Below are 19,453 nucleotides of genomic sequence, written 5' to 3'. Positions count from 1 at the left end.
GCTAAGGTTTACGCTGCTTCCGGTTAAAGGATGTAGACAAAGACAAACAAGCCCAGCCACACCACATCAACAAAATGCCAATACCACGCGCCAGCTTGAAACGCGAAATGTTTCTCTGGGGTGAAATGTCCACGCAAAACCCGCAGCCACACAATAAACAGAATCAACGTTCCTAATGAAACGTGTATCCCGTGGAACCCAGTTAGTAAGAAGAAAGTATTCCCATATACCCCTGAATCTAACGTTAGCCCCATATCTTGATAAGCGTGAATATATTCCACCCCCTGCAGATACACAAACAAGCACCCGAGCAGAACGGTCAGTAACAAAAATAACTTTAAGCGTGGGCGATTATCTTGCTCTAGCGCTGTATGCGCAAAATGAACGGTGACCGAAGAGGTGAGCAGAATCAGAGTGTTATATAAAGGAAGTCCAATCGGACCCATTGCCTGAGTGACGCCCCCATCAGGGGTGGTGACTAATGGCCATTGGGCAATGAATTCGGGCCACAGTACTGCATGGGTCATTTCATTATTGCCAGCCCCCCCTAGCCAAGGCACTGCAATCATTCGGGCATAGAACAGCGCCCCAAAAAAGGCAGCAAAAAACATCACCTCCGAGAAAATAAACCAGCTCATTCCTTGCCGAAAAGACCGATCCATCTGGTGGCTATACAGTCCCCCCATCGACTCGGTGATCACATCTCGAAACCAGCCAATGAGCATCAGTAATAGCAAACCAGCGCCAGTTAATAACAACCACGGCCCTTGTCCATTAAACAAATTACCAACAGTTGCTCCCGCCCCCATGGCAATCAGAAATAGTGCGATAGCCCCCACAATTGGCCATGCACTGGCCTCAGGAACATAGTAGTGCTCATGTGGAGTTTTCATTGATTCATCGTGTTCAGAATATGGATTCGCCATTATTCAACCTCATTGTGTTTTCGCCGTCACAACCGGCTTGGCGTTGTATAAGGTATAAGCCAATGTCAGGGTATTAATGTCCTCAGGCAGCTCTGGGTCGACATAAAACACCAGCGGTAAGCTGGCTGTCTCTCCAGCCGCTAAAGGCTGATGATTAAAGCAAAAGCATTCAATTTTATTGAAGTACTTCGCCCCTAAACCGGGGCTAACAGAAGGCACTGCCTGACCAATCGTTTCGATTGCCGTCAGGTTGCGCGCTTTGTAATTAATGGTGTGGGTTTGGCCGGGATTAACGACCACCGACTTGATTTCAGGCTCAAATGTCCACTTCATGCCGGGATTGATATAAGACACGAACTCAACGGTCACTTCTCGGCTTCTATCAACGCGATCGCTACTTTCAACCGCTATATTTGCTGTTTTACCGTTAATACCCGTAATGTCGCAAAACACGTCATACAGTGGAACAAGTGCAAACGCAAAGCCAAACATCAGCACAGACATCAACACCAGCGACCATACCGATCGCTGTTTGTTTTTCGCCGTAGTACTCGATTTAGATGCCATAACACCATCTCCTAATCAATTTTAGGGGGCGTTGAAAATGTATGGTGTGGCGCAGGTGATGGCACGGTCCACTCCAGCCCTTCTGCACCATCCCACGGTTTCGCTGCGGCTTTTTCACCGCCACGAGCACACTTAATCACGACCGCAAGGAAAATAAACTGAGATAAGCCAAACATGAAACCACCGATACTCACCACCGCATTAATATCAGCAAATTGCAGTGCATAATCGGGGATCCGACGCGGCATACCCGCTAACCCTAGGAAGTGCATTGGGAAAAAGAGGATATTGACTGAAATGATTGAGCACCAGAAATGCCATTTCGCCAATTTCTCATCAAACATATAGCCCGTCCACTTGGGTAGCCAGTAATAGGCCGCGGCCATAATCGAGAAGATGGCCCCCGACACCAGCACGTAGTGGAAATGTGCCACGACAAAATATGTATCATGGTATTGGAAGTCTGCAGGTGTAATTGCCAACATCAACCCAGAGAAACCGCCGATGGTAAACAACACAATAAAGGCGATGGCAAACAGCATAGGCACTTCAAACGTTAACGAGCCACGCCACATCGTCGCGACCCAGTTGAACACCTTCACCCCTGTTGGCACTGAAATAAGCATGGTGCAATACATAAAGAACAGCTCTGCGGCCACAGGCATTCCGGTGGTGAACATATGGTGCGCCCAAACCAAAAAGCTCAAACCAGCAATGGATGCTGTGGCGTACACCATTGAGCTATATCCGAAGAGTTTTTTACGTGAAAATGCGGGGATAATCGCTGAAACAATACCGAAGCTCGGCAATATCATGATATAGACTTCAGGGTGACCAAAGAACCAGAAAATATGCTGGAACATCACCGGATCACCCCCACCAGCCGCATCAAAGAAGCTGGTGCCAAAATACTTATCGGTCAGTACCATGGTTACTGCCCCGGCCAGCACCGGCATAACCGCGATAAGTAAAAAGGCAGTAATAAGCCATGTCCAAACAAACAAAGGCATCTTCATGTAAGTCATGCCCGGCGCACGCAGGTTCACAATTGTGACAATGACATTGATCGCCCCCATGATGGAGCTTATTCCCATGATATGGATAGCAAAAACAAACAAGCCTGTACTTTCAGGGCTGTACGTCGTCGATAATGGCGCATAAAAGGTCCAGCCAAAGTTTGGACCGCCACCCTCCATAAATAACGAAGCTAACAACATGCTGAAAGCAAAAGGTAAAATCCAGAAGCTCCAGTTATTCATTCGTGGCAACGCCATATCCGGCGCACCAATCATCATTGGGATCATCCAGTTTGCCAAACCGGTAAATGCAGGCATAACCGCACCAAAAACCATGATCAGGCCATGAACGGTGGTCATTTGGTTAAAAAAGTTAGGTTCCACTAATTGCAATCCAGGCTGAAACAACTCAGCACGGATCACCATCGCCATTGCCCCACCAATCAGAAACATGGCAAAGCTAAACATTAAATACAGTGAACCAATGTCTTTGTGATTGGTGGTAAACAACCAACGTTTTAAGCCTGTTTGGTGGTGATCGTGATGCTCATGCTCGGTCTGGGTTTCCTCGACCTCGGTTTGCTCACGTAACATATCCGTCATTGTTACTCTCCCTAAAAGTCTTCACCGTCCATAACAGCTTGCACTTCCGCAGCTTGGATCGTTTCACCCGTATTATTTCCCCACGCATTACGCTCATACGTGATCACTGCCGCCAACTCCTTCAAACTGAGCTGAGGCCCAAAGGCCTGCATGGCCGTTCCTTGACGACCATGGACGACCACACTGACATGCTCTAACTTAGCCGCAGGGTCGATAGACACCCCTTCTCCAGCCAATCCAGGAAAAGCACCCGGTATGCCCTGACCATTGGCCTGATGACACATCGCACAACGGGTGTTATAGACTTTTTCACCCAAATCCATCAGCTCTTCCATCGACATTTGCATTGACAGCAAGCGTTGTTCTTCTTCTCGTGCTTCATGCTGAGCCACTTTGGTTATTTGTAACCAATCGTCATAATCGCTCTGAGATTTCGCGATAACGACAATCGGCATAAAGCCATGATCTTTACCGCACAACTCGGCGCATTGCCCGCGATATATCCCCGGCTTATCAATACGGGTCCACGCTTCATTAATAAAACCTGGGTTTGCATCTTTCTTCACCGCAAAATCTGGTACCCACCAGGAGTGAATAACATCTTGCGATGTGATCAGAAAACGGACTTTCTTACCAATGGGCAGTACCAACGGACGATCAACCTCTAGCAGGTAATTCGTGCGTTTTTCACGTTGATTGGTAATTTGTGCTGAAGAGGTGGCGAGGTGTGAATAAAATTGGACGTCTTCTTCGAAGTAGCTGTAATGCCACTTCCATTGTGAACCCGTGACTTGCACTGTCATATCCGCCTTTGAGGTATCTTCCATCGCTAGCAGCGTTTGCGTGGCAGGCACTGCCATCACAATCAGGATGACAAACGGGATCACCGTCCAGAGAATTTCAACTTTGGTACTTTCATGAAATGAAGCGGCTACCGCTCCTTTGGATTTACGGTGATGAATAATGGCCCAAAACATCACCCCAAACACCACCAAACCAATCACTACACAAATGTAGAAAATGGTCATGTGAAGTTCAAACACACGCTGACTGACCTCAGTTACCCCTTGAGTCATATTCAGCGTCATAGATTGAGTTTCGGCGTACAACGGCACAGCAAATAAAGCGCCCAAAACGCAGATCAATTGGCGAATCATCATCACCCGGATCCCTCCTGTCCTTTCCTGTTTTTAAGCACCTCCAACACTAGGAGGCGAAAAATCGCACAGCTTAATTAACACTCTGTTTACAATTAACTTAGGACAGGTTTGACGTAATACCAATAAATTAGCAGGAAAAAAACATGATTCAGGTCATGAAAGAACCCAACATGATAGTGATAGATATGGAGGGTAAGTAACTCTATAGATGAATGTGCATAAGCGTGGGTAATAGACGGTATTTCAAGCTAGGAATTTTCGCGATCCAACGCTGCCACGACCGCCAGCGAGAGCACGGATTATCTAATGGACTATAGCGGCTGACCGACGCCGCCCACGGTAACCAATCTAGTAGCTGCCGTTGTGGGTCGACGTAACCATGTAAATAATCACCACCCCCCATTTTTTTAGCCAATGCCGTGTGGTTCAAGCTTCCAGCCAACACCACACACACTTCAGCTTGGCCGTAATGACAACCAACGGTCTGCAGAAAACGGGATACCGCAGCATGATCACAGTGTAGTAATGCTTGGTCGCATAAGATCAGCACTGGCGTCGCTGCAGTATTAGGTAACTCATTTAGCCAAGCCAGATCGGTAATAGAACCCGTCACCATTCGATAACGCTCACTGCGATGGAATAATCGCTGCCGCCAAAGTAGGTTCTCGGTGATATCAATGTCGAACCATCGGCATAAACCATTATCAATTCGGTAGAAACGGGTATCTAAACCGGCACCGATATTAATGATGCGGCCATTTGGATGACGGCGAAGAAAATGCTTAACCTGGCGATCACACAGTCTGGCCAAACTCGCATGCAGTAATTGCTGTTCCGAAATATAGCCAGAAAGGCAGTCAGGCTTGAGGCTGCACTGACGGCATGCAACAGCCGCGACAGGATCATAGATCAAACGATCATCATCCAAGCTCTCGCGGCTACGGAGCCAAAGAGGTTGGAGCAGGTCGGATGGGATATCGTAGCGTGTGGGATCTGTCATCATCATCTCCTAGCAAGTAAAGAAGATGATAATGACTATCATTACCAAATGCAAAGTCTGGACATAACATTCTTACGACCCACTACACATTCAGCATAAAATGCTGTGTGGTAATTACATCCAGTCGGTATTGCGGATCACCCCAACAGCAATGCCTTCAATACTCAAATGCTGAGCATTTAGATCAACCACTATCGGTGAAAAGTCGTCGTTTTCAGCATGTAGCAACACTTGAGAACCATTTTTCTCTAGCCGCTTCACCGTCACGTCATCATCGACACGCGCAACAACAACCTGCCCGTTATGGACATCCTGAGTCTTATGCACAGCAAGCAGATCGCCATCCATAATACCAATGTCTTTCATGCTCATGCCATTTACGCGAAGCAAGAAATCGGCACGAGGCTTGAATAAAGTGGGGTCAACCTCGTAATGGGTCTCTACGTGCTCTTGAGCCAAAATGGGCTCACCGGCAGCAACTTGGCCAATCAATGGCAAGCCAGACTCATTAGTTTCATCGTTATTAACCAGTAAGCGGATCCCTCGAGAGGCTCCTGGGATAATCTCGATGACTTCTTTACGGGCCAAAGCCTTGAGGTGCTCCTCAGCGGCGTTGGCAGAGCGGAAACCTAATTCACGGGCTATTTCAGCACGTGTTGGCGGCATTCCAGCATCTTCAATTTTTGCTTTGATTAAATCAAAGACTTCTTGTTGGCGCGGCGTTAACGGCTTCATATCCTACCCTGTCTTTTTATACAGTCCACTGTGAGTATATCCAGTGTTAAGTCGCTTGAAAAGGCCATTGTTTAGGAAAACAGCAATTTTAGCCGGAATGCAGGCAAAGCCAGCAAACTCAAAATACATAATCGGTTACTATTTGACACCAAACATAAAATAGCTAAAAACGATCTTTAAAATGATATTTCCCTATCAAGATGTGCTATTTCGCTGCTTATAGCCTCTCTTTTTCTGCTATCCTTGCCTCGCATTAAGAATTCGAGGCTAATACAAAATATGTCAAGTTGGCAGAAAATCTATCAAAAAATACTGGATTTGCCGCTTTCTCTGCTGGTTAAAACCCATTCAATCCCCGCAGATCCGGTTACCGACCTAGAGCTTGATTTAGAACGACCGATTGTTTATATCCTGCCGTTCCGCTCCAATACCGATCTGATGACCTTGCGCAGTAGCACCATAAAGCTAGGCTTACCTGACCCTTTGTCTCCTCTTGAGATCGGCGGTCAACTTTACACTCGCTATGTCTATATTTCAGACGGCCCAAGTGTTTTTGGCTCTAATAGTGAATTACCGCAGGCATCTATCGAGCTATTTACCGCTCTACTGGAGCAACATAAACAAGACAGCGAGCTTGATATTCAAGTCGTGCCAGCCTCTATCTTATGGGGCCGCAAACCGGGCAAAGAAGATAATCACCGCCCGATCCTACGACCGCTGAATGGCCCTGAGAAACTCTTTACCATCTTGGGCCACGGCCGCGATTGTATGGTGCGTTTAAGCCCATCCGTTTCACTACGCTATATGGCAGACCATCACGGTACTGATGACTCAATTGCCAACAAACTCGCACGTGTTGCACGCATTCACTTTTCACGTCAACAACTTGCCGCATCGGGGCCAAAACTGCCTGATCGCCAAGCCCTGTTCAAACGCTTATTGGCATCTAAAGCCATCGAAAAGGTCGTTGCAGAAGAAGCAGCTAACCGAGATGTGCCAATAGAGAAAGTGCGTAAAGAAGCCATCGATATGATGGAAGAAATTGCGACAAACTTCTCATACCCACTGATCAAGCATGGTGAGCGCTTCCTTGGCTGGTTATGGAATAAGCTCTATCAGGGGCTTAACATTAATAATGCCCAGCGAGTACGTAGACTGGCACAAGATGGTCATGAAATTGTTTATGTTCCGTGCCATCGTAGTCACATGGACTACCTACTGCTGTCTTATGTTTTATACCGCGAAGGACTTGTGCCGCCACATATTGCTGCTGGTATCAACTTGAACTTCTTCCCCGCAGGGCCAATTTTCCGCCGCGGCGGTGCGTTCTTTATCCGCCGTAGCTTCAAAGGCAACCGCCTGTATTCAACGGTTTTCCGTGAATACCTGGCCGAACTGTTTGCTAAGGGTTACTCGGTAGAATACTTCAGCGAAGGTGGCCGTTCTCGTACCGGGCGACTATTGCCTGCCAAGACTGGCATGCTATCAATGACCATTCAGGCGATGTTGCGAGGCCTTAACCGCCCCGTGACATTAGTACCGGTTTATATCGGCTACGAGCATGTTATGGAAGTCGCCACGTATGCCAAAGAGCTGCAAGGCAAACGAAAAGAAAAAGAAAATCTTGGCCAAATTGTCCGTATGTTGCGTAAGCTACGTAACCTTGGTCAAGGCTACGTTAACTTTGGTGAGCCTATCCCACTCAACCACTACCTTAACGAGCACGTGCCAGAATGGCATAAAGACATCAACCCTATCGAGCCTCAGCGTCCACAATGGTTAAACCCTGTGGTGAACGATTTAGCGGTGAAAATGATGACTCACATTAATGATGCGGCGGCGACCAACGCCCTCACCCTGTGTGGTTTGGCATTGTTATCATCGCGCCAACGTGCGTTAAGCCGAGAAGAGCTGGAACAACAAATTGACTGTTACCTACAGCTGATGCGCCATGTGCCGTACTCTGATCAATTCACCGTGCCTGATGAAGACGCCAAAACGATGGTTGAACATGCTATCGAGATGGATAAGTTTGTGGTTGATCGTGACAGCCTTGGTGAAATGGTGTCACTAAATCGCCAGCAAGCGATTCTGATGACCTATTACCGTAACAACATTATTCACTTGTTTGCGTTGCCATCATTGATCGCCAATATTGTGATCCAGCATCAACGACTGCCTGCGCGCGCGATTGTAGAGCAAGTAACACTGCTCTACCCGTTCCTAAAAGCAGAGCTATTCCTGCGCTTTGATGACAGCGAACTTGACGCGGTCATTAAATCACAAATCGAAGAGCTGGTTCGTCAACGTTTAGTATTACGTGACGGTGATGACATCGCGCTTAATAACGCGCGTATCGGCCCACTGCATTTGCTGGGGCGTACGATCACCGAAACATTACAACGTTATGCAATCGCACTGACACTGCTTCGTTCTGAACCACAGCTAATGAAAAGTGACTTAGAGCAGCAAAGCCAGATGATGGCGCAACGACTAAGTCGATTACACGGCATTAATGCGCCGGAATTCTTTGATAAAGGCGTATTCTCCACGTTAGTAAAAACATTGCGCAGCGAAGGCTACCTCAACGAAGATTGCCACGCGGTGTCACAACCTGTGGAGCACCTTGCCGATTTACTCGCAGCCCTGGTTTCACCGGAAGTTAAGCTGACAATTCAGGCAGTCATGAACCGTGAAGAGCGTATTGAAGAGCATGATACCAACGCTTAATGCTGGCTTCTCCGTAACATAAAAAGACGAACGGGCTGCCTTGCAGCCCGTTTTTATATCTATATCAAGCTTAAAAGTATTACCGCTCTACATCTTTCGGCACGGCAAAGTGCATCACTCATAAAAAAAGCGCCCATAGGCGCTTTTTTCAATATGAACGAGGGCGTTTACCAACACACACTAATTGCAATCCCGATACACACCAGCATACCGACATAGTTATTGTTGAGGAACGCTTTAAAACATGGCTCACGCTCACGACCACGGATCAGCATTTGTTGATAGACAAACAATGAAGAAGCCAATAACAATAACCAGAAATATATCTGCGGTAAGGCAAGTAGTGCGCCAATAATAATCAACAACACGACGGTTCCCAACTGAAGCAAACCGACAATCATCTTATCGAAACGACCAAATAAAATTGCAGTCGATTTGATCCCGACATTCAAGTCATCATCACGATCAACCATTGCATATAACGTGTCGTAGGCAATCGTCCATAAAATATTCGCAGCAAACAACAACCAAGCGACCAAAGGCAACTCACCCGCTTGAGCGGCATATGCCATCGGGATAGACCAACCAAACGCTATGCCCAGCACCAACTGAGGCAAATGGGTATAACGCTTCATGAACGGATATGCTGCGGCCAGCACTAACCCGACGACAGAGAGCATGATCGTCAAGGTGTTCATGGTTAACACTAGCAAGAAAGACACTAGCACTAACAAGCCAAACAGGGCCAGAGCCTCACGTTCAGAGATCTTACCAGAAGGCATTGGTCGCTTCGCCGTGCGTTTAACATGACCATCAAAATTTCGGTCGGCAAAATCATTGATGACACAACCTGCCGCTCGCATGAAAATCACACCAAGTACAAATACCACCAGCACATGCGGATCAGGAATGCCATCAGCGGCTAAAAATAACGCCCACAGTGTCGGCCACAGTAACAATAAACTCCCGATCGGGCGATCAAAGCGTGCTAACTGCCAAAATGCTTTCGCTTTGGTCATTTCCAATGTTGAGTCTCCTTATACATAGGTGCATCCTGCAAAAATAATTCGGCCACCAGCATGGGTTTATCATTGATCCATAAACGAGAGCGACGCGCCCACAGCGGGTCTGGACCAGTGCTGACATTCGCAACCACCAAGGCATCTCGGCGGGCAGTGCGATCAGTAAAAATACGAAAGCCCAACGGCATTTCACCGAGCTGAGCTAAATCTTGTTCTTGCCCTGTTAATGTTGTTACAGGGATCAAAGTACGAGCAAACACCCAAGGTTGCCCGTCACCCAACAGCACAACTTTACGGAGCAAACAGGCACTATCGCCAATTAATGCTCGCTCATCTGGTTGAAGCTGTTCTTGTTCTATTTTTACCTGTTCAATCAATGACACTGTAAATTGAGTACAATGTCGCTCAAAACGACGGGATAACGAATCAAGTTCAAGCAACCAATGCCCAAACTCAGTCCCTTCTATAGCTGCTTCGTGCGGTGCTTGCCATTGGGCACCATCCAGCAAGGGCTTGTACAACTGCTTGAATTTCGACATTTTTCCAATAAAAACTCGACCAATAACAGATCAAATGCTTGGTAGAATCCAGTTAATTTATTACCATGAAGAAACACTATTGTAGCAAGCTGTAACGTGTACGAATATCGTTACGATCGAAAGATGGCAATTCATCACCAGAAAAACATGTAACCCAATGAGTGTACTAATGAAATCAATTCTCTCTAGCATCATGATACTGTTTGCAGCATTTACGACCTCTTTACCTGTTTGGGCAGAAACAAGCGCCCCTTCAGCACAGTACACTTACTACACCCTTGCCCCAGATATCACCACCAATTACATCACGCAAGGTAAAACGCTGGGGTACTTGCGTCTACAAGTTGATTTAATGGTTGCCGATCCCCAGTTGGTTAAATATGTTGATCACCATGCCCCATTAATCCGTGATGCCATAATCAGTATCATAAGTCAGCAATCGGAAGCCCGTGTTAAGTCACTGGCAGGAAGAGAAGAAATTCGTCAGGCATGCTTGGCGAAAGTCAATGAACTGCTGATCACCGAAACTAACCAGAAAATTGTTACCGAGCTGCTATTTACCAAGTACCTTTACCAATAAGACTCGCAGAACCAGTCTCTTAAAAACAACAAAGGCGCTTAAAAGCGCCTTTGTTGTTTTTGACTTGGTATCACACACCGTTAAGCTGCTGGTTGCCGAGCCGCACGTTGGGATTCAATATATTCAGCCACTGCCAGCTTTTGCTGTTCATTGAGATACAGTCCGACCTTGCTGCGGCGCCATAGGGCATCTTCGGCATCGCACACAAACTCATGCTCAATCAAGTAATCAAGCTCACGCGCATAAAACCCTTCGCCAAAATGCAGACCCATATCCGACTCCTGCTTCACCCCAACCAAGAGTGGTTCAGTTCGGCTGCCATAGTTTGTGACCAAGCGTGTTGCCGTTAGCGATGTCATCCATGGGTAGGTACGTGTGAGCATTTTGATCCGCCATTTGGCGTCAAATCCAGCTTCACCACCGGGCAAAAAGCTATCAGCAGTCCAAGGCTGTTTCATCGCCGGGAAGAAAGGATTTAACTTACTCATCGCGCTTTCCGCTAGCTTACGATAAGTCGTTAGTTTGCCACCAAAAATCGACAACAATGGCGCTTCATTGCCTTGCTGTTCAAGATCCAGCGTGTAGTCACGGGTAATGGCTTGCGGAGAGTCTGACTCATCATCGCATAGTGGGCGTACCCCGCTGTAAGTCCAAACAACATCTTCACGCGCTAGCTTACTCATGAAATGGTGATTATAAACATCAAGCAGATAGCCGATTTCAGTTTCATCAATCGCGACCTCTCGTGGATCGCCCTGATACTCGACATCCGTGGTGCCGATAATAGAAAAGCGATCGAGGTACGGAATAACAAAGACAATACGGTTATCTTCATTTTGCAAAATATACGCCTGCTCCTGCTCATGCACACGAGGCACAACAATGTGCGAACCTTTAATCAAGCGGATATTGCGCGGCGAAGGGGTGTCTAAGCTTTGATCATAAAATTCTTTAACCCAAGGGCCCGCGGCATTTACCAGAGCGCGACTACGTCGCTCAAGGACTTCTCCCGTGAGCATATCTCGCAGCGTTACCAGCCAAAGATCATCTTGGCGCACTGCCTTTTCAACCTTACAGCGGTTACGTACTTCACCACCACGCTCTGCCACTTCCATCGCATTTAGTACGACTAAACGGGCGTCATCCACCCAACAGTCTGAATATTCAAATCCCTTGGTGATTTCTGGCACCAACACAGAATCAGAACCAAATTTTAAGCTACGACTTGCAGGTAATGTCGTGCGCTTGCCGAGATTATCATAAAGGAATAACCCCGCGCGGATCATCCATGCCGGACGTAAGTGAGGGCGATGCGGTAAACGGAAGCGCATTGGTCGGGCAATATGAGGTATTTTACGTAATAGTACCTCACGTTCAGCCAATGCTTCCCCGACTAAGCGAAATTCATAGTGTTCAAGGTAGCGTAATCCACCATGGATTAACTTTGAGCTGGCCGAAGAGGTTGCTGAGGCAAAGTCTTTCGCTTCATATAGACCAACATTTAGACCGCGACCCGCAGCATCAGCTGCAATGCCTGCTCCATTGATCCCGCCACCCACAACAATAATGTCTAGAATATCACTTGCCACAGCCATGCATTCACCCCAACCGAAAATATAAAAGTTCCAAAACGCGCATAAATGCTCGATAACGAACATAATAGGTGATTGATTGATTAAGATCATCATTTATATTTTCGTTTTTTCACATATTCATGACCGTGATAACATTTTGGCAAAAAAAAGGCGACCTAAGGCCGCCTGTTTAGCTGTTCATCATTAGCGTTAAAACTAAAGAATAATCTCAGTGTGGATATCATGTTCGGCCAAACGCTTTGCCAATTGCTCTGGTGGCTGTGCGTTGGTAAACAGCATATCAACCTGGCTAATATCACCAAGGTTCACCATCGCATTACGGCCAAATTTAGTATGGTCAGCCCCCAACATAACGCAACGACTGTTTTCAATAATCGCCTGCTTTACCCGTACTTCATGGTAATCAAAGTCAAGCAGCGAGCCATCAAGATCGATACCGCTGATCCCCAAAATACCGAAATCCAAACGGAACTGGGAAATAAAATCTAACGTCGCCTCACCGACAATGCCGCCGTCGCGATTACGTACTTCACCGCCGGCAAGGATCACGCGAAAATCATCTTTTCCCGTTAAGATACTCGCAACGTTAAGGTTATTCGTCACAATGCGTAAGTCACTATGCTCTAGTAACGCACGGGCGACAGCTTCAGGTGTTGTACCGATGTCGATAAACAATGTTGCCCCGTCAGGGATATGTTGCACCATTGCTTGGGCAATGTTGTCTTTTTCCGTCAGCTGCATCACTTTACGTGTGCTATACGATGTATTCACCGAGCTGGACGGGATCGTTGCCCCACCATGATGACGGCGAATTTTATTATCAGCAGCCAACTCATTAAGGTCGCGACGAATAGTTTGTGGGCTCACATTAAAACGCTCAACGAGATCGTCAGTGCTGACATACCCTTGCGTTTTAACGAGGTCAATAATTTCCTGATGGCGTTTGCTCTGCTTCACTGCTGGTGCGGCTCCTATTTCATCCAAAACCCTGGCATAAAAACAAGGCTCCGCAATTGCGAAGCCTTAGCATATTACCTAGTGCCACCTAAAGATGCCAACGATGGCGCCTTCAATTATCCATTTTGTTGTGCTTGCTCACTAAGGCGCTCGCGATGCACTTTATTTTCACCTATCAAGGCTAAAACAAGGAAGAAAATGGATAAGCCACATGATGCAGTAAGCACCATAAAACCACCGTCCCAGCCAAAATGGTCAACGGTGTAACCCAAGATGGCGTTTGCCGCAACGGCGCCGCCAAGGTAACCAAATAAGCCCGTTAAACCCGCCGCGGTACCTGCCGCTTTTTTCGGTGCCAACTCCAGAGCATACAAACCAATCAGCATAACAGGGCCGTAAATCAAGAAGCCGATAGCCACCAACGCCATCATATCAATCGTTGGATTACCTGCTGGATTAAACCAATAAACCAAAACAGCAACCGTCACCAGCACCATGAACAAGATACCGGCAGGCGCACGACGACCTTTGAAGAATTTATCTGACATCCAACCGCACAATAGCGTGCCCGGAATACCCGCCCACTCATATAAGAAATAAGCCCATGATGATTTATCAACCGAGAAGTCTTTCACTTCACTGAGGTAAACTGGTGCCCAGTCCAAAACGCCATAGCGGATCAGATAAACAAAGGCATTGGCAATTGCAATAAACCATAGCAGCTTGTTGTTAAATACATACTTAAAGAAGATTTCCTTCGCCGTCATCTCTTGTTCATGCGATGCATCGTAACTATCAGGATAGTCATTTTTATGCTCTTCAATCGCAGGAAGACCGCAAGATTGGGGGGTATCGCGCATGACTAGCAGGGTAAAGGCAGCAACCAACAAAGCAAAAAATGCCGGTACATAAAAAGCGGATCGCCAGTCATCATTAAATGCCCACAGGCCCAGTAAGAACATCGGCCCAATTAAGCCACCGCCCACGTTATGGGCAACATTCCACACCGAAACTATCTCGCCCCGCTCTTTGCGTGACCACCAATGCACCATGGTTCGGCCACAAGCAGGCCAACCCATGCCTTGGAACCAACCATTAAGGAACAATAGAATAAACATGGCCGCGATGCTGCCCGTTGCCCACGGCATAAAACCGAAGCACAGCATAATCAACGCTGACATCGTTAAACCCGCGGCGAGAAAGTAGCGCGGGTTAGAACGATCCGAAACACTCCCCATCAAAAATTTAGATAAGCCATAAGCAATCGAAACGGCTGCCAGTGCCACACCAAGATCACCTCGGCTGTAGCCATATTCCTCAATCAGGTATGGCATTGCCAAGCTAAAGTTTTTACGAACAAGGTAATACCCGGCATAACCAAAGAAAATACCAATAAAGAGCTGCCAACGAAGACGTTTGTAAGTAGAGTCCACCTGCCCATCGGGTAGACGCTCCCGATGCATAGCTGGTGTAAAAATACCAAACATATGATGTTCCTTTTTTATATTGTTTATACGTTATTTTGTTCAAACGAGCGCAAGGTGAGCGAAAGTAACCAACATTGCGCAGTGAACGCAAATTATTGCTCTAAAAAAGGTAATTAAATGTGAATAGAATCAAATATGCAGAGATATTCACTAGGATAAAGGACGGTTTTGCAGCTTTTTATCTAAATACTTGATCAGTGACGACATATAAACAAAAAAGGTGAACGCAGGATCTGCATTCACCTTCCATGAATCGGAATAAGTCTTACGATGAAGAGCGAGCCTTAACGTTAAACAAGGCTAAACCACAGCCGCTGAGTAACCCAAACAGGTGTGCCATGTTCGCAATTGCCATAAAGGGTTGAACAAAGCCAATCACGAGCCAAGCCAACATGAAAGCGACATAAGGGCGAGGTAGCGACAACCCTTGTTGCGGGTTTAACCAGCCCATCCACCAAATGTAACCCATTAAGGCATATACAACCCCAGATAAGCCACCAAAGTAAATGCTTGAGGCCGGCTCGCTCAACCAGAATTGAGCGAAGCCAGAAACCAGCGCGGAGATCAAAAACACCTGTACCAATTTAGCAACGCCACTGTGTTGCTCTAACTGACCACCCAAGATCCACCACCATAGGCAGTTAAACACAATATGCATGGTGGAAAAGTGGATCAATGAATGGGAGAAAAAGCGCCAAAGTTGCCACTGATCGCCATTCATTGCCGGAAAATGCATCAGGGAAAAGATTGACTCTCGCATTCCCAATAGCCATAACACATAGATAATTATCGATACGGCCATTACCATCAGGGTAAATGGCCCCGCCTGTGATTTCACTAATTTCAGCAGGTTTGGGTTATTGTAATAAAATTGAGCAGTACGGCTTTCTGCAACCTCCCACGAGGCGGCTTGATACTTAGTTGCACTAGGGTCAGCTAAAAACAAGTGAAGTTCGGCCTCGGCCTCAACGAAGTTCTCACTATTTTCGAGCCAAATTGCAAAGCGCCCTTCAGGTTCTGGCGCAAGGCTCAAAGCGATCCCCCTTGAGGCCATATAATCAATAAAAGCCTGTGCCTGACGCGGGTTACTTAATCCGGCTAAGCGCTGCATTCCACTCTCCACTGGGTCGGTCTATATGACGCCAAGAGTAACAGGCAAGGCCTACTCTCTTAAGCGGCTTGAATACATGGGTATGATTGGCGCTTCCAAGCATCAAAACCGCCATCAAGACTGTAAACACAGTCATACCCTTGGTTGATAAGGTATTGTGCCGCACCTTGACTACTAATACCGTGATAGCACATCACGATAACAGGCTGCTCAAAATCCACCTCATCCATAAAGGCGACCATTGTATCATTGGTTAGGTGAAAGGCACCTTCAGGGTGAGCCAAGGTGTGTGATTGCGGGTCTCGAATATCGACCAGCACGGCATTTGAGGTTTGTTGGCAAAGTAATTCGTACGCCTGCTCGGCGCTAATGTGTTCAAACTGATCCATTTCGGTACTGACTCTCTATTATTGTGATCAAACGCTACGATCCTTCGAACGGTCAAAACGTGACGATCGTCCGCTTTTAAGATCGGGCATCCATTCAGGCTTACTTCTATTGTACCCCACCAAGTTACTCACAACCCCATCGAGAATGTATGGGTTAATCCTTTCCTGAACATACTGCTCAAAGCCAGTCAGGGCAAGGCTCATGTTATCGAGATAATCACGGCACGAACGACAGAGTTCAATTTTCAACCAGCTGTGGAAAAAGCTGTGGATTGCGTTGATAATGTGTTTCTTCAAAAAAGGATCCACTATATGTAGTTAGGATCATAATAAAAGCTGTGGATAAAACCTACGAGATATCCTCAATCACACCTGTTCTGTGAACTATCTCTCAGATTTTTAGCATAAAAAAACCAGCCAATGGCTGGTTTTTTTGAAATCCGATTTGTGGATAGTTTTTAAAGATCCTAGATTGAATCACCCACAGCTTCTTTGAGCTTTTTCATCGCATTTTTTTCTAGCTGACGGATCCTCTCAGCAGAGACACCGTAGTGATCAGCCAGTTCCTGCAATGTGGACTTGTTATCTTCAAGCCAGCGAGAGCGAACAATGTGTTGGCTACGCTCATCAAGCCCAGCTAACGCAGATGACAGGCGATTATTGGCATGACTTTCCCAATTACTTTCTTCGTAGCCCAACGCTACATCTGAAGATTTATCTTCAAGAAAATAAACGGGTGCTGTGTAGCTATTGTCACGATCATCATCTTCTGATGGCATTTCGAAGGCAGGATCTTGGGCAGCCAAGCGCGATTCCATTTCCCGCACATCACTGGCGTCGACACCTAGTTGCTCTGCAACCATCTCGACTTCAGCGTTGTTAAACCAACCTAGACGTTTTTTCGACTTACGTAAATTGAAGAATAATTTACGTTGTGCCTTGGTGGTCGCAACTTTCACAATACGCCAGTTACGTAACACATATTCGTGAATTTCAGCTTTGATCCAATGAACAGCAAACGATACCAAACGAACGCCAACTTCTGGGTTGAAGCGCTTAACCGCCTTCATTAGTCCAATATTACCTTCTTGAACCAAATCAGCCATTGGCAGGCCGTAACCAGAGTAGCCGCGTGCGACATGCACAACAAAGCGTAAGTGTGACATTACCATTGCTTTCGCTGAGTTAATATCACCATCAAAGTGAAGACGCTCAGCTAACTCGCGTTCCCGCTCCGCTGACAGCATTGGATAGCCGTTAACGCTCTGGATATAACTATCCAGACTATCAGCAGAAACTAAAGCCATTGAAGTCATCTCTTGTGCCATTCAACAAACCCCGTGTGTTTTTTGTACCAAAGCGAAATTGCTAGAACCCGCAATAATGCCCCGAAAGTGAACGTCATTGCAAGTCGGTGGCGTAATTTACACTATTTATAGAACGAAAAACGTCAGATAGGTTCAATTTCTTTTAGGTGGCGTCCTGCAGAAAGGCGCGCAGCCAATAAACCAAGGAATACCGAGATCATTAACAAGATCATGGTTTCATCCCAGCTTAGCCCGACCAAACGGAACTGGCTGGCATATAAATCAGCTAGCGTTGCCACCGCCCCATCAAGCAGTACTGTGACTAAGGCCGTTAAAATCCATGCCCCCGTACCACCGATCATGCCATACCATGCCCCGGTATATAGGTAGGGGCGGAGTATAAAACTATCGGTAGCCCCGACCAGTTTCATGACCTGAATTTCATCTTTTTGGTTGAGCACTTGAAGACGTAACGTATTGCCGACAATTAAGAAAACAGCAAAAAGCATCAAACCAGAAATGAGTATTGCTAAGGTTGTCGCCAATTGCTTAATCGCGTCGAGGCGCTGCAGCCAATCACTGTCTAACCTGACTTCTTCTACCGCTGTTTCGAGGCGAAGTTTAGCCGCCAGTTGACTGGCTTTATCACTGGTTTGCCATGCTTGTTGCGGACGGACAATCAGTACCGCCGGTAAGGGATTATCATCTAGCAAACTCAGCGCTTGGTCGAAACCCGCTTGTTGTCTAAATTCAGCAAGACCTTGTTGCGGAGAAATATATTCAACCGAGGCCACTTCTGCGCGGCTCGTTAGCTGATCACGCACGTTGTTAGCAATGGCCTCTGTCGTTCCCTGCTCTAGGTATAGCGTTAATTGCGTAGGGCTTTGCCATACTTGAGCGACCAAGGTAATGTTCTTTGAAAACAGATAGAAACTCGCCGGCAAGGTTAATGCAAAGGCTAAAACCGCTAGGGTTAAAATATTCCCTAATGGCCGGCGAAACATATCAGTCAGTGCTTGCTTACATTGCTGTTTATGCAAGCTGAAAAAACCAGTTTTGTTACGCGCCACGGGCGATCTCCCTTAGCATTCCCTGATGTAAATCCAGTCGGCGATAGTTATGAGTTGTTAATAACGAGGTGTCATGGGTTGCCATTAACACGGTTACCCCTACCCGGTTAAACTCTTCAAATAACCCCATGATTTGATTAGATAAAGCCGCATCAAGATTACCTGTTGGCTCATCGGCCAATAGGACAAGTGGCTTATTAACAATCGCACGGGCAATGCCTACACGCTGCTGCTCACCACCTGAAAGTTGGATCGGTAAACAACGCGCTTTATCCAGCAGGCCGACTTTATCAAGCGCAGCCGAGACCCGCCGCTTGATCTCATTTTCTTGGGCCTGTTCCACCCGTAATGGCATCGCAACATTGTCATAAATACTGCGATTCATTAGCAGTTTATGATCTTGAAAAATGATTCCAATATTACGTCGTAAAAACGGGATCTGTTTATTGTCGATCCGAGTAACATCGTGGCCATTGAACCAAATCTTACCGTCACTAGGACGCTCAATCGCACAGATCAGTTTCAGCAGAGTACTTTTACCTGCACCTGAATGCCCGGTTAAAAACGCCATGTCTGCGGGTTGCAGATGAAAGTCTACTTTTTGCAGGGCCTGACGCCCACCTCGATAAGCTTTACTTACCTGCTGAAACCGAATCACG

General features: G+C 46.7%; 19 protein-coding genes. 2 read left to right on the top strand and 17 right to left on the bottom strand.

The window, feature by feature from the left end; genetic code table 11:
* Positions 1 to 23 precede the first annotated feature (23 nt).
* The 6 genes from L4D09_RS05905 to lexA form a co-directional block, all read right to left on the bottom strand.
* Complete coding sequence (locus L4D09_RS05905) at positions 24 to 926, bottom strand: cytochrome c oxidase subunit 3 (RefSeq protein ID WP_428456563.1); 903 nt, start codon at positions 924 to 926, stop codon at positions 24 to 26.
* Positions 927 to 935: 9 nt separating this feature from the next.
* A complete protein-coding gene (locus L4D09_RS05900; RefSeq protein ID WP_428456562.1) occupies positions 936 to 1,493 on the bottom strand; it encodes a cytochrome c oxidase assembly protein in 558 nt (185 codons plus the stop codon).
* Between the two features lie 11 nt (positions 1,494 to 1,504).
* Complete coding sequence (gene ctaD / locus L4D09_RS05895) at positions 1,505 to 3,112, bottom strand: cytochrome c oxidase subunit I (protein ID WP_428456561.1); 1,608 nt, start codon at positions 3,110 to 3,112, stop codon at positions 1,505 to 1,507.
* Positions 3,113 to 3,123: 11 nt separating this feature from the next.
* Positions 3,124 to 4,269 (bottom strand): cytochrome c oxidase subunit II, encoded by a 1,146-nt coding sequence (gene coxB, locus L4D09_RS05890; RefSeq protein WP_428456691.1) that lies wholly within the window; start codon positions 4,267 to 4,269, stop codon positions 3,124 to 3,126.
* Between the two features lie 205 nt (positions 4,270 to 4,474).
* Positions 4,475 to 5,272, bottom strand: coding sequence for a class I SAM-dependent methyltransferase (locus L4D09_RS05885; protein ID WP_428456560.1), 798 nt, complete (start codon positions 5,270 to 5,272; stop codon positions 4,475 to 4,477).
* A gap of 114 nt (positions 5,273 to 5,386) precedes the next feature.
* Complete coding sequence (lexA, locus tag L4D09_RS05880; protein WP_428456559.1) at positions 5,387 to 6,007, bottom strand: transcriptional repressor LexA; 621 nt, start codon at positions 6,005 to 6,007, stop codon at positions 5,387 to 5,389.
* 279 nt (positions 6,008 to 6,286) lie between these two features.
* Here lexA and plsB point away from each other — a divergent pair, with 279 nt between their 5' ends.
* Positions 6,287 to 8,737, top strand: a complete 2,451-nt coding sequence (gene plsB, locus L4D09_RS05875) for a glycerol-3-phosphate 1-O-acyltransferase PlsB (protein WP_428456558.1) — start codon at positions 6,287 to 6,289, stop codon at positions 8,735 to 8,737.
* Between the two features lie 167 nt (positions 8,738 to 8,904).
* On the opposite strand, the gene ubiA is transcribed toward plsB, so the two are convergent.
* The gene (gene ubiA, locus L4D09_RS05870) at positions 8,905 to 9,756 is read right to left on the bottom strand and encodes a 4-hydroxybenzoate octaprenyltransferase (RefSeq protein ID WP_428456690.1); all 852 of its coding nucleotides are present in this window, start codon (positions 9,754 to 9,756) and stop codon (positions 8,905 to 8,907) included.
* The gene (locus tag L4D09_RS05865; protein WP_428456557.1) at positions 9,753 to 10,298 is read right to left on the bottom strand and encodes a chorismate lyase; all 546 of its coding nucleotides are present in this window, start codon (positions 10,296 to 10,298) and stop codon (positions 9,753 to 9,755) included. Before L4D09_RS05865 ends, ubiA begins: the two co-directional genes overlap by 4 nt.
* A 169-nt stretch (positions 10,299 to 10,467) precedes the next feature.
* On the opposite strand from L4D09_RS05865, the gene L4D09_RS05860 reads away from it, so the two are divergent.
* Positions 10,468 to 10,878, top strand: a complete 411-nt coding sequence (locus tag L4D09_RS05860) for a flagellar basal body-associated protein FliL (protein WP_428456556.1) — start codon at positions 10,468 to 10,470, stop codon at positions 10,876 to 10,878.
* Positions 10,879 to 10,958: 80 nt separating this feature from the next.
* Here the strand turns inward: L4D09_RS05860 and glpD are convergent, their stop codons facing one another.
* The 9 genes from glpD to ftsE all read right to left on the bottom strand — a co-directional run bounded on the left by glpD (position 10,959) and on the right by ftsE (position 19,452).
* Positions 10,959 to 12,473: a glycerol-3-phosphate dehydrogenase gene (glpD, locus tag L4D09_RS05855; RefSeq protein WP_428456689.1), complete on the bottom strand. Its 1,515-nt coding sequence runs from the start codon at positions 12,471 to 12,473 to the stop codon at positions 10,959 to 10,961.
* A 195-nt stretch (positions 12,474 to 12,668) separates the two neighbouring features.
* Entirely contained in the window at positions 12,669 to 13,430 is a 762-nt protein-coding gene (locus tag L4D09_RS05850; protein WP_428456555.1) for a DeoR/GlpR family transcriptional regulator, read from the bottom strand.
* Positions 13,431 to 13,546: 116 nt separating this feature from the next.
* Positions 13,547 to 14,917, bottom strand: a complete 1,371-nt coding sequence (glpT, locus tag L4D09_RS05845; RefSeq protein WP_428456554.1) for a glycerol-3-phosphate transporter — start codon at positions 14,915 to 14,917, stop codon at positions 13,547 to 13,549.
* Positions 14,918 to 15,182: 265 nt separating this feature from the next.
* The gene (glpG, locus tag L4D09_RS05840; protein ID WP_428456553.1) at positions 15,183 to 16,028 is read right to left on the bottom strand and encodes a rhomboid family intramembrane serine protease GlpG; all 846 of its coding nucleotides are present in this window, start codon (positions 16,026 to 16,028) and stop codon (positions 15,183 to 15,185) included.
* 59 nt (positions 16,029 to 16,087) lie between these two features.
* A complete protein-coding gene (gene glpE, locus L4D09_RS05835; protein ID WP_428456552.1) occupies positions 16,088 to 16,417 on the bottom strand; it encodes a thiosulfate sulfurtransferase GlpE in 330 nt (109 codons plus the stop codon).
* A gap of 27 nt (positions 16,418 to 16,444) precedes the next feature.
* Positions 16,445 to 16,714 carry a hypothetical protein gene (locus tag L4D09_RS05830; protein ID WP_428456551.1) on the bottom strand — a complete coding sequence of 90 codons (270 nt, stop codon included), beginning with the start codon at positions 16,712 to 16,714 and terminating at the stop codon, positions 16,445 to 16,447.
* 170 nt (positions 16,715 to 16,884) lie between these two features.
* Positions 16,885 to 17,745, bottom strand: coding sequence for an RNA polymerase sigma factor RpoH (gene rpoH / locus L4D09_RS05825; RefSeq protein WP_428456550.1), 861 nt, complete (start codon positions 17,743 to 17,745; stop codon positions 16,885 to 16,887).
* Positions 17,746 to 17,867: 122 nt separating this feature from the next.
* Positions 17,868 to 18,794: a permease-like cell division protein FtsX gene (gene ftsX, locus L4D09_RS05820; protein ID WP_428456549.1), complete on the bottom strand. Its 927-nt coding sequence runs from the start codon at positions 18,792 to 18,794 to the stop codon at positions 17,868 to 17,870.
* Positions 18,784 to 19,452 (bottom strand): cell division ATP-binding protein FtsE, encoded by a 669-nt coding sequence (ftsE, locus tag L4D09_RS05815; RefSeq protein WP_428456548.1) that lies wholly within the window; start codon positions 19,450 to 19,452, stop codon positions 18,784 to 18,786. The genes ftsX and ftsE overlap by 11 nt, the downstream gene beginning before the upstream one ends.
* Between the last annotated feature and the right edge of the window lies 1 nt (position 19,453).

Source organism: Photobacterium makurazakiensis (assembly GCF_050336715.1).
Lineage (GTDB): Bacteria > Pseudomonadota > Gammaproteobacteria > Enterobacterales > Vibrionaceae > Photobacterium > Photobacterium makurazakiensis.
Note: the sequence above shows the minus strand (reverse complement) of the source record. Positions and strands in the feature narration are given on the sequence as shown.

Bases quoted from the DNA above. Each gene is read 5' to 3' on its own strand.
- glpG (WP_428456553.1), bottom strand. From the start codon at position 16,028: ATGCAGCGCTTAGCCGGATTAAGTAACCCGCGTCAGGCACAGGCTTTT.
- lexA (WP_428456559.1), bottom strand. From the start codon at position 6,007: ATGAAGCCGTTAACGCCGCGCCAACAAGAAGTCTTTGATTTAATCAAA.
- glpT (WP_428456554.1), bottom strand. From the start codon at position 14,917: ATGTTTGGTATTTTTACACCAGCTATGCATCGGGAGCGTCTACCCGAT.
- L4D09_RS05900 (WP_428456562.1), bottom strand. From the start codon at position 1,493: ATGGCATCTAAATCGAGTACTACGGCGAAAAACAAACAGCGATCGGTA.
- ctaD (WP_428456561.1), bottom strand. From the start codon at position 3,112: ATGACGGATATGTTACGTGAGCAAACCGAGGTCGAGGAAACCCAGACC.
- ubiA (WP_428456690.1), bottom strand. From the start codon at position 9,756: ATGACCAAAGCGAAAGCATTTTGGCAGTTAGCACGCTTTGATCGCCCG.
- plsB (WP_428456558.1), top strand. From the start codon at position 6,287: ATGTCAAGTTGGCAGAAAATCTATCAAAAAATACTGGATTTGCCGCTT.
- L4D09_RS05905 (WP_428456563.1), bottom strand. From the start codon at position 926: ATGGCGAATCCATATTCTGAACACGATGAATCAATGAAAACTCCACAT.
- L4D09_RS05865 (WP_428456557.1), bottom strand. From the start codon at position 10,298: ATGTCGAAATTCAAGCAGTTGTACAAGCCCTTGCTGGATGGTGCCCAA.
- glpE (WP_428456552.1), bottom strand. From the start codon at position 16,417: ATGGATCAGTTTGAACACATTAGCGCCGAGCAGGCGTACGAATTACTT.
- coxB (WP_428456691.1), bottom strand. From the start codon at position 4,269: ATGATTCGCCAATTGATCTGCGTTTTGGGCGCTTTATTTGCTGTGCCG.
- rpoH (WP_428456550.1), bottom strand. From the start codon at position 17,745: ATGGCACAAGAGATGACTTCAATGGCTTTAGTTTCTGCTGATAGTCTG.
- L4D09_RS05860 (WP_428456556.1), top strand. From the start codon at position 10,468: ATGAAATCAATTCTCTCTAGCATCATGATACTGTTTGCAGCATTTACG.
- L4D09_RS05885 (WP_428456560.1), bottom strand. From the start codon at position 5,272: ATGACAGATCCCACACGCTACGATATCCCATCCGACCTGCTCCAACCT.
- glpD (WP_428456689.1), bottom strand. From the start codon at position 12,473: ATGGCTGTGGCAAGTGATATTCTAGACATTATTGTTGTGGGTGGCGGG.